This is a genomic window from Bacillus cereus, from assembly GCF_002567495.1.
In the GTDB taxonomy this organism is placed as follows: Bacteria; Bacillota; Bacilli; order Bacillales; family Bacillaceae_G; genus Bacillus_A; species Bacillus_A cereus_AQ.
In genome coordinates, this window is sequence record NZ_NVAP01000051.1 from 32754 (window position 1) to 45435 (window position 12682).

The following is a 12682-nucleotide window of genomic DNA, read 5'->3' on the forward strand; positions in this document are numbered from 1 at the left end:
AGAGGTAAACCTTTTAGTCAGAGGATATTATGATTTGTGCTCTAGAAAACTAATCTTCTCAAGTGATTAAAAAGTTTATAAACACGGAGAGGAGAATGCATATGATGTTTTATGAGATTGTTTGCTTTTCTTGTAAGAATATATTTCGTGTTTACGAAGGTAGTGAAAAATATAAGCGATTTAAAGAGAAATCAAAAGGGGCATATTGTTGTGATGAGTGTGGCCACAAAATTCAATTAGAAGCGATAAAGAATTTTTTTAGATAATTTTACAATCTCGATTCGGAAATGTTTGACAACAAAAGCGTTATAAATTATCATATTAAAAAACTAACATTTAAAATGGCATGGAAGAGAAGAGTAGTTAAGAAAGAGTACGTACAGAGAGCTCTGGTAGCTGAGAAAGAGCGGTATACATCTTAATGAAAAAAGACTTGGAGCTGCGCAAGGAACTAATTTATTTAGGGATGGTGCGACGGGTTCTCCCGTTATAGAGATAGGGTATAAGCATATTTTTCCGTACCTGAAGAGGTTAATATGGTGACATATTAACAAACTGAGGTGGTACCGCGAAGCTAATAACTCTCGTCCTCAAGATGAATAATCTTGGGGGTGGGAGTTTTTTTATTGCATAAAACTGAAAGTGAGAAAACAAAAAATAATTGAGGTGAGTAATATATGCATTGGGCGTATGAGGTAGCAAATGAATTAATTAGGAAACATCCAAATAAAGAAACGTTTGCTTGTGCATCTGGAATTAGTCCGTCAGGCTCTGTTCATATTGGGAACTTTCGTGAAATCGTAACGACTTATTTCGTAGTAAGAGCACTTCAAGATTTAGGGAAAAAGACTCGTTTTATATTTTCCTGGGATGATTATGACAGGTTTAGAAAAGTTCCCAAAAACATTGAACCTTCTTTTGAAAAGTATATTGGTATGCCGTACTGTGATATTCCAGATCCATTTGGTTGTCATAACTCGTATGCGGAGCATTTTGAAAAAGAGTTTGAAAAATCGCTTCAAGCATTTGGAATTGAAGTAGAATTTATTTATCAACATGATGAATATAGAAGCGGAAGGTATAACGAAAATATATTAGAGGCTTTGTATAAACGAAAAGAAATATATGATATTTTAATGGATTTTAAAACTGGGGAGTGTAGTGAAGAAGAGCGAGAGAGCTTTTATCCAGCTACATTATATTGTGAGAGGTGCGGGAAAGATACAACAACTATTACACATTTTGATGAAGTATTAAAAACAGTCCGGTATGAATGTGAATGTGGAAATGAAAATAAATTATCCGTATTAAATACAAATAAAATGAAATTGAATTGGAAAATCGATTGGCCGATGAGATGGATGATAGAGGATGTTGTTTTTGAACCGGGCGGCAGAGATCATTCATCAGAAACGGGTAGTTATAATGTATCAAAAGAAATTGCAAGGAAAATATTCAATCGTGAGGCGCCTCATTACGTTGCTTACGATTTCATTGGCATTAAAGGGAATCATGAAAAAATGTCTAGTTCTTCAGGGAATAGTATTACACCAAGCGATTTATTGAAAGTATATATATCAGAAGTAATTCTCTTTATGTTTGCGAAATACAAACCAGTCGCTGCTTTTCATATTGGGTTGGATGAAGATGTGATTCGCAATTATACAGAGTATGAACGATTGAAAGATAGTTATGAAAATAAAACGCTCAAAAATGAAGATATATCTGATGCAATTAAACTATCTATAGTTGATAGCGTGTTTAAAGACTATCCAAAATTTAATCAAGTAGCAGGAACGTTACCATTATTAAATTTTGATTCAACTATTTTACAGGGGATATTAAAGAAAATAGATAGGAGCTATGCATTAGATGAAATGAGAGCGATAAGTAATCGCGCAGAGTATTGGATAAGAAACTTTCAATCTGAAAAATTAATTGCGGTAAATCAGGAGAAAAATACAGAGTTTTACAACAAATTGGATGAAAGGCAGAAAGAATGGCTAGTAGAAGTTTGTAAAATACTTCGTTCTAATGAAGGTTATTCTAACTTAATGGAACAATTATATGCGATTTGTCATCATGAAAATAAAAAAATAATGAAAGAAAATCAAAAACAATTATTCACTATTATATATAAGCTCATTATGAATCAATCAAATGGTCCTCGTATACCATTATTAATACATGTGGTAGGCATAGAAAAATTCATCGCACTATTAGATTGCTAAAACACAGTTAAAAGCAACGCAAGTACCAAATTTCTAAGTACTTGCGTTGCAAATTTTACTATCGTGAATACATTTTCGGACATTCATCACCACCTGGTTCATAAAAACAATGGCTTTTAAATTGTCCTACAAACGGCTGGTTATACCATTCAGGCGGACAAGCTCCAACTGGACGGAAATACCAAAGAGCCCATCGTGCAGGCCAGCGCCATTCACCTTGTAAAACTTTTCGTGCGATTTCTTTTTCTGATTCACGAGCGCGTTGATAAAAATATCCATATTGTACTGCTTCAAATCCGCCGGGGCTTTGATATACAGCGTCGCGTACGGTACGGAGTTGTTTAAAATCTAAGCAATCACAAAATACACGGTTTACTACAACGCATCCAACAAGTTGTTCACCTTGTCGACCTTCGCCTTCAGCTTCAGCACGAATTAAACGAGCTAGTAAATCAACATCACTTTCGTTGTATGGAATAAGGGGCATAGTGATACCACCTTTCTGTTATAGTAAAGAGTGTATGTTATAAAACAATCTGCGTGCTTTTTTACATGAAAATAACATTTAATTTTAAGAGAAGCTTGTATAAAAAAAGCTAATTAGTAATAGTAGATAAAAATAAAAGGGAGAGGTATTATGTATCAAATTCATAAAGACCAAATCATTTACGCAATGTCACCAGAAAATAAGCCGTGTATGGAAGTAGAGAATGGGAGTAGGCTTGTGTTTGAAACGTACGACTGTTTTGAAAACCAAATTGATTCTGAAGATGTCGTGTTTCAAGAATTAGATTGGAATCGAATTAATCCAGCGACTGGGCCTGTATATATGAAAGATGCAGAACCTGGTGATATATTAGTCGTAACGATTGAAAAAATTAAAATTGCAGAGCAGGGCGTTTTAACTACAGGTGCGAATCTTGGTGTAATGGGTCATGAGCTAAATGAAAACACGGTGAAAATCGTTCCAATACATAATGAACATGTTGTGTTTTCAAGTGAACTACAAATTCCAATTAATCCAATGATAGGTGTGATTGGTACTGCTCCAAAAGAAGAGAGCATTTCATGTGGCACACCGCATGATCATGGCGGGAATATGGACTGTAAGGAAATTAAAGAAGGAACAACATTACTACTACCAGTTAATGTCCCAGGAGCACTATTAGCGTTAGGTGATTTACACGCAGCAATGGGTGATGGTGAAATTGGTGTTAGTGGTGTAGAGGTTGCTGGTGAGGTAACTGTAAGAGTTCAAACGATAAAAGGAAAGAAATGGCCATTACCAATGGCTATTCAAAAAGAAAAAATAATGACGATTGCTTCAGAGAAATTGTTAGATGATGCAGCAAATCGTGCTGTACATAATATGGTGACATTTTTACATGAAGAATTAGAAATGTCCAAAGCTGATGCAATTCTTTTATTATCAGCAGCAGGTAATCTAAAAGTTTGCCAAGTTGTTGATCCGTTGAAAACGGCACGGATGGAACTAGGAATGGATTATGTGGAGAAACTAGGATTTACTTTTAGTGAATTTCATATTAAATAAGAATACTAGAAGAAGGATGCTTTTATTTAAAAGTATCCTTTTTGCATTTACGGATTAAATGAAACAAGGTAGTATGTATTTTATATAACTGTATATGAGATTGTGGATTAAAAAGGAGTTCAATTATGGTCAAAATTATGATTGTAGAAGACGATATGAAAATTGCAGAACTATTATCAACACATGTTGCGAAATATGGTTATCAAGGCGTTATTGTATCGGATTTTCAAAATGTATTAGACATTTTTTTAGAAGAACAACCAGAGTTAGTTTTATTAGATATTAATTTACCGAGTTTTGATGGGTACTTTTGGTGTCGTCAAATTCGCGGAGTTTCTACATGTCCGATTCTATTTATTTCGGCCCGTGAAGGCACGATGGATCAGGTTATGGCGCTAGAAAACGGTGGCGATGATTTTATTCCGAAGCCTTTTCATTATGAAGTTGTAGTGGCGAAAATTCGTAGTCATTTAAGACGTGCATATGGAGATTATGCACCGAAATTAGAAGAACGTATGGTTGAGCAACAAGGTCTTTATTTATATCCCGAAAGACTTATATTGAAACTTAGAAACGAAGAGATTGATATAACGAGAAACGAAGCTATTTTATTAGAGACATTAATGAAAAATTATCCGCGTGTTGTGAGTAGAGAAGTGTTACTTAATAAATTATGGGACAGTGAATCCTATGTTGATGATAATACATTAAGTGTAAATACAACACGTGTGCGTAAAAAGTTACAAACGTTACATATAGAAGGTGCGATTGAAACAATTCGTAGTGTTGGATATAGATTGCATATTACTTGGGATACTGGTATAGAAAAATGATAAGGCTGTTTATACGTGATCATATACCACTTATTTGCTTTACCATAATTCAACTACTAGCTATATTCCTCGTATATTGGTTTGATGGGCATAATCATATTACAACGGCATTATATGCAATGTTTTTAGGTGTTTTCTTTATAGGAAGTTATTTAGTATTTCGTTACTTTACACATCGTTCTTTTTATGAGCGTTTAGCAAACCCGATGCAATCTTTGGATGAATCTGTCCAAAAATCTGATTTTGCAGCTTTATCTGCTGCTCTTCAAGAACTACTTGAGGTGCAATATCGACATTATCAAAATCAGCTTCAGGTGCAAGAAAGAAAAAATAATGATCATTTAACCTTTATGAATCAGTGGATTCATCAAATGAAAACTCCTTTATCTGTAATAGAATTAATTACACAGGATGAAGTAGATTCACGTTTTGAGAGTATAAATGAGGAAACAGATCGATTGAAAAAAGGATTAGAGATGGCATTATATGTCGCGCGTTTAGAAGCATTTACACAAGATTTCTATGTTGAAAGAGTACAACTACATAAAATAGTGAATGATTCGGTACATGAACATAAACGTTTCTTTATCCGGAATTTTGTATATCCAGAGCTTGAAATTGATAAAGGCATTATTGTAGAAAGTGATGCGAAATGGTTACAATTTTTAATTGGGCAAATACTATCGAATGCGATTAAGTATTCATCAGGTAGTAGAGAAAAGATTAAAGTGAAAGCTTGTAAGGAAGGTAATATAGTTGTGCTTGAAATTATCGATAATGGCGTAGGGATACCAAAGCAAGATTTACCAAGAGTCTTTAAACCTTTCTTTACAGGAGAAAACGGTAGAGATTTTAAAGAATCAACGGGAATGGGACTATATCTTGTATATGAAATTACGAAACAATTAGGACATAGTGTAGAAATCAATTCAGAGGTTAGTAAAGGTACAGTTGTACGAATTAAATTTTTAAATGTGTAGATAAGTGATCTAGGCTAAAGAACTTGGAGATAAGTTTTTTAGCCTTATTTTATAGCAATTATATGAAATAGTAAAAGGTCATCTTAGTATGTATAATGATACGTTAATAAATGCTGTTATTGAATTAGAAGGATTTAATGATAAATAGATTTTGTAAGAAAAAAGCCCCCTTTGAAAGAGATAGCTTCATGAATCCATCCTATGAATAAGTGTATCAACATTAATAAGTATAGTGCTCGAATTCGTGATATGTTTTGTGGATTATAATAGAATTAGTCTTTTATTTTTTCATGATACAGTATTGTAATTAAGCAAACAAACTTAATAATTTATATCCAATTAATCCTAAAATAGTGATAGGAACTATCATTAAGAAAGAAGAAATTCGATTAGCATTAGAACGTTCTAATACAAGAATCAAGATAATCCCGACTATCACTTCGGTATATCCAACAGGTAACATGTGACTATAGTCTTCAAAATTAAAAAGAATGTGAAGTCCATCCGTTACAAAAACTCCACCTAAAAGCGCACTTCCGAATTTATGAAGTGGGTTTGTAGTATCTTTCCATAGAAAACCTGCAATTCCAAAGATAGTTCCTCCTATACATGCACATACAATCCATACAGATATAAAATAAATAGAGTGAGTTACATTTTCAATAATTGTTGCATAACCATAGTAGCCTAATACCATACCGAGTAGTGCAAAGATACCAGAAAGTATAGCTGTACGCTTAGAATAACTAAGGCTAGCCACCAAAAAGGATGGAACTAACCAAACGCTTCCTAGATTAGCTAATGAATTCCAATTTCCTGGAAGTATACCTTGACCCAATTTAGTTAGTATTCCAACAACAATCCCTACTACAATCGGGATGAGAACAATCCTTAAAATAATATTTAATTTTGTGATTTTTAATGTCTTGTCCATAAATTCAATCCTTACATTAATATTTTCTACAAACATATAATAGCTTATTACGGAGGTGTAATCAATAAATTTTTATTGAGAAACAACAAATGGTTATTGGGTGACGGATAATTAATCATTGTTTTTATAATTGGGAGAATAAAATATCAAAACTCGTTACTCAATCAAAATGGTAAATAAAATAATAAATACAAGTAATAAAATTACCCTAACATATAATGCAACTTAGTATAACCCTCTCGTATGTTTATGAAATGATTTATGATAAAAAAGAAACGATAAGGGATTGATTTAGTATTCTCCTGTTTTTATTTACGATTTATTAGAAGGAGTTTTTTTACTAGTTGTTAATGATAGGGAGGTATTACAATGGATATTCGTAAAATGAGATATTTCATAACGGTGGCAGAAGAATTAAACTTTAGTCGTGCAGCAGAGCGTCTTATGATGGCACAACCGCCTTTAAGTCAAGAAATTCGAAAATTGGAAGAAGAATTAGGAGTGCAACTTTTTCACCGGACAAAAAGAATGGTTGAACTTACCGATGCGGGGAAGAGCTTTTTAGAAGGTGCTCGACAAACGTTACTTCAAGTAGATAGAACTATAAAAGAAACACAGCTCGCAGGTGAAGGAAAGATCGGGCATTTAATCATTGGTTTTGTCGATTCCACAGAAACAGTTATAGGCATATTAAAAACATTTCGAGAACGGTTTCCAAAAATTCAGCTCATATTACGTGAGATGACAACAGACCAGCAAATAAAAGCGCTTTACGAAAAACAAATTCATATTGGATTTATTCGTTCCGAGAAAAATAATGAAATATTATCTTCTGAAGTTTGTTCTGAAGAGTATTTAAAATTGGTTTTGCATGAAAATCACCCTTTCGTTTCGTTGTCTAATATTTCAATCAAATCATTAGTTGATGAACCATTCATTTTATTTCCTCGCCATTTCGGTACTAATTTTTATGATTTAATTATTAGTTACTTTTGGGAACATGGAGTAAGTTTAAATATTGTTCAAGAAGCGATTCAAATGCAAACGATTGTGAATTTAGTCGCAGCAGGTATGGGGATTTCTGTCGTTCCATCATCAGTGGAAAGTTACAAAAAATCGGGAGTCATGTATAAAGAAATTCAAGAAAATACACCGAAAATAAATTTATATGCTGGATGGAGGAAAGATGGAAAGTCTGTCGTGTTAGAGAACTTTTTAACAGTTGTTAGAGAGGTTTATATGATTTCACAATGTGAAGTTAAAGAGTGAAAGCCCATCTTGATGAGATGGGCAGAGAGGAATTTTATTAAAGAATTTACTAATGTTTCAACCTGTTTTGCTAGGATTATACTCAGCGAAACCTTTTAGTACACTATCAATCTGGTCCATAATTTCAGGTTGCAATGTAACACTAGAAGCAATTACATTCTCTCGTATTTGTTCCGGATTTGAAGCGCCAATAATTGCAGAAGAAACAGCTGGATTTTGTAACACCCAAGCAATTGCGAGTTGAGATAGGGTAAGGTTAATTTCTTGCGCGATGGGATTAAGTTTCTGGATAGCAGTAAGCACATCATCACTCATCCAACGTTGCACCAGTTTGTCAAAAAACGGTTTTCCAGCATCTGAGTTTGCACGCGATTGATTCGGTAATGGTTTACCAGGTTGATATTTTCCTGTGAGAATACCTTGCGCAAGTGGAGACCATACAATTTGGCCAAGTCCCTCACGTTGACATGTTGGTATTACATCGGTTTCAATAACTCTCCATAACATCGAGTATTGAGGTTGGCTAGCGATAAGTGGAATGTTTAATTCCCTGGCAAGTGCTGCACCACGGGTAATTTGTTCTGATGTCCACTCACTTACGCCTAAATAAAGGACTTTACCCTGTCTTACAAGATCAGCGAAAGCTAACATCGTTTCCTCAAGGGGAGTTGTCTTATCAAATCTATGTGCATAATATATATCAATGTAGTCGGTCTGTAATCGTTTCAATGATGCATTACAATTTTCTATAATATGTTTTCGTGATAATCCACGATCATTTTTTCCGGGTCCTGTTGGATGACATACTTTTGTACATAGTTCTATACCTTCTCGGCGTATTCCTTTCAAAGATCGGCCAAGTACTTCTTCGGCTATCGTATCTGAATAGACATCAGCAGTATCAAACGTTGTAATTCCGACATCTAGAGAGGTTTTTACACAATCATTTGCAGTAATCTCATCCACTTTTCCACCATGGTTTATCCAGTTCCCGTATGCAATCTTACTTACTGTTAATCCACTGTTTCCTAGTTTGCTAAATTCCATTATAGAATCCCCCCTTAAAAATGATACTTTTATTATAAGGACTGAAATTTAGTATGTATAATATATGATTTATGATGAATTTATATAAAAATTATATAAGAGGGGTGCTTACAATTTTATTGTTAGGGACATCTAAAGGAAGTAGTATAACAAATGTAGTTTGTGTTTGTTCAATATGAAGTTCATAAATGATAAATAGACTTAAAAGAAAGCAATCTTTATAAAGGCACATATAATTGCATTTACTCATACAGTACTATTATGGTACAATATGGTTACTGATGAGGGAAAGGAATGATGGGTGGACGATGATTAACTAATCTTATTTTTAAATGTTGAAATGAAATAAATTTCAATTTATAAAAATTAGGATTAGTCTGCCTAATTCCAAACAACGGTTTTGCTATTTGATTTGCGTAATAGCTTATTTGGGTATAAATAATGTAACGACTAATCCTGCCAAAATTAATTTGGGAGGATTTTTTTGTTCTCCCTTAATGAAAGGGATCGGTAATATGAAAGAACTTTTAAAATTAAATGATGTTTATGTTGAAATAAAGGAAAATACTTTGTTAGAGAAAATGAATGTGACAGTAAAACAAGGGGATGTTATCGGGTTAATCGGTAAAAACGGTGCTGGTAAATCAACGTTACTTCAATTAATAAATGGTAAGATTGAGCCATCAAAAGGACTTATTGAATGGCAGCAAATGAATAAGACAACCGCATATGTTGAACAAGAAATAGAATCTTTTATTAGTAACGATGTGATTGCAAAGGAAGCGGAACTTCTTGCGAAATGGGGCGTGCCAACGAACGATTTTCATACTTTAAGTGGTGGTGAAAAGCTGAAAATTCGATTAGCAAAAGGATTTGCTAAAAATCCCAATGTACTAATATTAGATGAACCGACAAATCATTTAGATGAGATGAGTACGGAATTTCTCATTAAACAAATAAAAAATATGAAAGGTACAGTTATCGTTGTATCGCATGATCGATATTTTTTAGATGTTATCGCAACAAAAATATGGTCAATTGAGGACAAAAAATTAATTGAGCATAATGGTAACTATACGAGCTACATGAAAGTACGTGAGCAAAAAAGAAAGGCGCAGCAGCGTGAATATGAAAAGCAGCAAAAGAAGATAGAACAAGTAGAAACACATATAAAAGAATTGAGTTCATGGTCACAAAAGGCACACGCGCAGTCTACAAAACAAGAAGGTGTTAAAGAATTCTATCGTGTAAAAGCGAAGCGAATGGATGCGCAAGTGAAGTCAAAACGAAAACGTCTCGAAAAAGAGCTGGAGAAAACGAAGGTAGAACGTGTGAAAGAGGAATATTCAGTTGAGTTCTCTATTCAAGCGAATAAAAAAGTAGGGAAACGCTTTTTAGAAGTAAAGCAATTAAAAAAAGACTTTCACGGAAAAATATTATTTAAAAACGTTAATTTTACAATTCAGCACGGCGAGAAAGTTGCGATTGTTGGATCAAACGGTAGCGGAAAAACAACGTTATTGAAGATGATTATGGGAACGGAAACTGCTGAAGGAGAAATATGGATTTCACCATCTGCAAACATCGGTTATTTAACACAAGAAGTTTTTGATTTACCGCTGGATAAAGCACCAGAAGACTTATTTTTTAAAGAGACGTTTGAAGAAAGAGGAAAAGTCCAAAATTTAATGAAACATTTAGGTTTCCGAGCTTCTCAATGGAAAGAGCCGATTCGAAATATGAGTATGGGTGAACGAGTGAAATGTAAGCTAATGTCTTATATTTTAGATGAAAAAGATGTACTCATTTTGGATGAGCCGACGAATCATCTTGATCTTCCTTCACGTGAACAACTTGAAAATACATTAGCGGAATATAATGGGACACTAATTATCGTTTCTCACGATCGATATTTTCTAGAGAAAACAACTAACACAAAACTCGTATTTTCAAATCATACGATACAAAAGCAGTTAGAAGAACCTACTAAAACAAGAGATGATATTGAGGAGTTACGTTTAACATTAGAAACAGAGCGACAAGAAGTATTAGGAAAATTAAGCTTTTTAACTTCTAATGACAAAGCATATAAAGAACTTGACGAACGATTTATAGAACTTACGAAGCAGATTAAGGCGCTTTAAGGTAAGGAAGGGGGATTAAAATATGGGAGAAGAGAGTTTGACCAAGTTATTTAGAATAGATTGTGGAGATATATACCTACAAGAGTTTACGGTTAAAGATGCAGAAAGTATTTATAAAATATCCAATCAACAGGAAATAGAAAAGTTTTTACCAGACTGGAAATCAACAAAAGAACAACGATTAAATTGGATTGCAAACTATGAAATACCAGCAAATAAAGCATTTCTTGAGGCAGTAAAAACTACGACTAACATAGATAATCATATGTTAAAGTTAGGAATATTTAAGGAAGCTACAAATGAATTCATTGGATGGTGCTGTACAGGCATGAAAGAAGAGCTCCCTTCACCAAACAGAGAGATAATGTATGCTATCTCAAGTGAATATCAAAATAATGGCTATGCTACAAAAGCAACTAAAGGTTTAATTGACTATTTGTTTAAAAAAACAAATTTAAAAGTCCTTAACGCAATTGCTTTAATTAACAACGTACCATCAAATAAAGTTATTAAAAAATGCGGGTTTACTTATTTGGGTGAACAGAAGATAGAAAATCAACTATATAATCATTATCTATTGAGTAAATCCGAATGGTTAAAAAATATTGCGCTGTAAAAGGAATTAAAACGAAATGTAAAAAAGCTTAGAGCTAAAACCCTAAGCTTTTTTACATTCATTTTGTATCTGTAAACATATGAAAGATACAATAGGGATGACTTCTTGATGGAATTGTTTTTCATCAAAACCGTGGCATCAAGCTGTACTTGTGATAACAATTAAAAAAACATTTATGAAAAGGTATTTGGAAAAAATTGTCGAATGTATGCAACTATGAAAACACTAATTTCTTACTCAAATCATCCTATAAATGAATTACTTTAAGCTCAAGTAGAAGAATGCAAGGGAGAAATGGGATGGCATAAAGAAGAATTTGTCTTAGTAAACCAAAAGTGCCGCTAAGTCTATTAAAGAGCTACATATAAAACTTAAGGTTGCGTGTTAGTAGATTACATCTTTAAGCCAGGAATTAGTTTAAATGAGGGAGGGGAACACAAATTATTATTTGGTTTCGTCATTTACCACAAATAAATATGGATTATTCAAAATGGACGCCGTTTATACAGAATAATTGGTACCAAAAACATTATATGAAGTTTGTGTATTTACTTCAGATAATCATTTTTATGATACCTTATTTTTTTGAAACAGGTTTCACTCATATTAATATATCTTATCTTATCATAATAGGTATCCTAGTCTTCATCATTCACGAATGTCTACACATTTTAGTAATAAGTAAAAAAGGGGATATTAGCTTAACATTTAGTAAAAGATTTTTTTGGTTAAATACAAATGCAGTCTTATCCAAAACGAGATTTTGGGTCTTTATGAGCTTGCCCATTATTGTATTATCAATAGCCCCTGCGATAATGTCGTTCTATGTATCAGGAAATATTAAATCAATTTTATTATTTATATGTTGGATAAACACATTCATTTCCGCTTCAGATATTTACAATTCGTTTTTGATTGCAATGAAACCGAGGAACTCATTTTTTTGCAGAGGTTATTATCAAGTAAAATAATGTAAATAGGGGTAATCAAATATGTTTCAACTAAATGCAATAGTTAAAAATATAATATTTGAAAGTAAAAAGACCGATAACAATAGTCTTATCCCTGTCAAGTAG

The 12682-nt window shown here is 33.2% G+C and carries 12 protein-coding genes and 1 other annotated feature; of the genes, 9 read left to right on the forward strand and 3 right to left on the reverse strand.

Annotation, left to right across the window (positions count from 1 at the left end; all coding sequences use genetic code 11):
- Positions 1-95: 95 nt before the first annotated feature.
- Together COK05_RS25045 and lysS are read left to right on the forward strand one after the other, a co-directional pair.
- Positions 96-266, forward strand: coding sequence for a DUF2197 domain-containing protein (locus COK05_RS25045; RefSeq protein ID WP_098614701.1), 171 nt, complete (start codon positions 96-98; stop codon positions 264-266).
- Positions 267-338: 72 nt separating this feature from the next.
- Positions 339-595, forward strand: a binding site (T-box leader).
- Between the two features lie 82 nt (positions 596-677).
- Entirely contained in the window at positions 678-2231 is a 1554-nt protein-coding gene (gene lysS, locus COK05_RS25050) for a lysine--tRNA ligase (protein ID WP_098614702.1), read from the forward strand.
- A gap of 58 nt (positions 2232-2289) precedes the next feature.
- Here lysS and COK05_RS25055 read toward each other — a convergent pair whose 3' ends face one another.
- On the reverse strand, positions 2290-2718 hold the full coding sequence (locus tag COK05_RS25055; RefSeq protein ID WP_098614703.1) for a cell wall hydrolase: 429 nt from the start codon (positions 2716-2718) through the stop codon (positions 2290-2292).
- Positions 2719-2868: 150 nt separating this feature from the next.
- Between COK05_RS25055 and COK05_RS25060 the strand changes: the two genes are divergently transcribed.
- The 3 genes from COK05_RS25060 (at position 2869) to COK05_RS25070 (ending at position 5596) form a co-directional block, all read left to right on the forward strand.
- Positions 2869-3783: an acetamidase/formamidase family protein gene (locus COK05_RS25060; protein ID WP_098614704.1), complete on the forward strand. Its 915-nt coding sequence runs from the start codon at positions 2869-2871 to the stop codon at positions 3781-3783.
- Positions 3784-3908: 125 nt separating this feature from the next.
- Positions 3909-4616 (forward strand): response regulator transcription factor, encoded by a 708-nt coding sequence (locus tag COK05_RS25065; protein ID WP_098614705.1) that lies wholly within the window; start codon positions 3909-3911, stop codon positions 4614-4616.
- Positions 4613-5596, forward strand: a complete 984-nt coding sequence (locus COK05_RS25070; RefSeq protein WP_098614706.1) for a sensor histidine kinase — start codon at positions 4613-4615, stop codon at positions 5594-5596. The genes COK05_RS25065 and COK05_RS25070 overlap by 4 nt, the downstream gene beginning before the upstream one ends.
- Before the next feature lie 307 nt (positions 5597-5903).
- Here the strand turns inward: COK05_RS25070 and COK05_RS25075 are convergent, their stop codons facing one another.
- Positions 5904-6530 carry a DUF6518 family protein gene (locus COK05_RS25075; protein WP_098614707.1) on the reverse strand — a complete coding sequence of 209 codons (627 nt, stop codon included), beginning with the start codon at positions 6528-6530 and terminating at the stop codon, positions 5904-5906.
- 369 nt (positions 6531-6899) lie between these two features.
- On the opposite strand from COK05_RS25075, the gene COK05_RS25080 reads away from it, so the two are divergent.
- Positions 6900-7799, forward strand: coding sequence for a LysR substrate-binding domain-containing protein (locus COK05_RS25080; RefSeq protein ID WP_098614708.1), 900 nt, complete (start codon positions 6900-6902; stop codon positions 7797-7799).
- 57 nt (positions 7800-7856) lie between these two features.
- On the opposite strand, the gene COK05_RS25085 is transcribed toward COK05_RS25080, so the two are convergent.
- Positions 7857-8846, reverse strand: coding sequence for an aldo/keto reductase family protein (locus tag COK05_RS25085; protein ID WP_098614709.1), 990 nt, complete (start codon positions 8844-8846; stop codon positions 7857-7859).
- 515 nt (positions 8847-9361) lie between these two features.
- Here COK05_RS25085 and abc-f point away from each other — a divergent pair.
- From abc-f to COK05_RS25100, 3 genes are all read left to right on the forward strand, one after another.
- Positions 9362-10990, forward strand: coding sequence for a ribosomal protection-like ABC-F family protein (abc-f, locus tag COK05_RS25090; protein WP_098614712.1), 1629 nt, complete (start codon positions 9362-9364; stop codon positions 10988-10990).
- A 22-nt stretch (positions 10991-11012) separates the two neighbouring features.
- A complete protein-coding gene (locus COK05_RS25095) occupies positions 11013-11606 on the forward strand; it encodes a GNAT family N-acetyltransferase (RefSeq protein WP_098614710.1) in 594 nt (197 codons plus the stop codon).
- A gap of 476 nt (positions 11607-12082) precedes the next feature.
- Entirely contained in the window at positions 12083-12577 is a 495-nt protein-coding gene (locus COK05_RS25100; RefSeq protein WP_098614711.1) for a DUF3267 domain-containing protein, read from the forward strand.
- The last annotated feature ends 105 nt before the right edge of the window (positions 12578-12682 follow it).

Bases quoted from the DNA above. Each gene is read 5' to 3' on its own strand.
- COK05_RS25045 (WP_098614701.1), top strand. From the start codon at position 96: ATGCATATGATGTTTTATGAGATTGTTTGCTTTTCTTGTAAGAATATA.
- lysS (WP_098614702.1), top strand. From the start codon at position 678: ATGCATTGGGCGTATGAGGTAGCAAATGAATTAATTAGGAAACATCCA.
- COK05_RS25055 (WP_098614703.1), bottom strand. From the start codon at position 2,718: ATGCCCCTTATTCCATACAACGAAAGTGATGTTGATTTACTAGCTCGT.
- COK05_RS25060 (WP_098614704.1), top strand. From the start codon at position 2,869: ATGTATCAAATTCATAAAGACCAAATCATTTACGCAATGTCACCAGAA.
- COK05_RS25065 (WP_098614705.1), top strand. From the start codon at position 3,909: ATGGTCAAAATTATGATTGTAGAAGACGATATGAAAATTGCAGAACTA.
- COK05_RS25070 (WP_098614706.1), top strand. From the start codon at position 4,613: ATGATAAGGCTGTTTATACGTGATCATATACCACTTATTTGCTTTACC.
- COK05_RS25075 (WP_098614707.1), bottom strand. From the start codon at position 6,530: ATGGACAAGACATTAAAAATCACAAAATTAAATATTATTTTAAGGATT.
- COK05_RS25080 (WP_098614708.1), top strand. From the start codon at position 6,900: ATGGATATTCGTAAAATGAGATATTTCATAACGGTGGCAGAAGAATTA.
- COK05_RS25085 (WP_098614709.1), bottom strand. From the start codon at position 8,846: ATGGAATTTAGCAAACTAGGAAACAGTGGATTAACAGTAAGTAAGATT.
- abc-f (WP_098614712.1), top strand. From the start codon at position 9,362: ATGAAAGAACTTTTAAAATTAAATGATGTTTATGTTGAAATAAAGGAA.
- COK05_RS25095 (WP_098614710.1), top strand. From the start codon at position 11,013: ATGGGAGAAGAGAGTTTGACCAAGTTATTTAGAATAGATTGTGGAGAT.
- COK05_RS25100 (WP_098614711.1), top strand. From the start codon at position 12,083: ATGGATTATTCAAAATGGACGCCGTTTATACAGAATAATTGGTACCAA.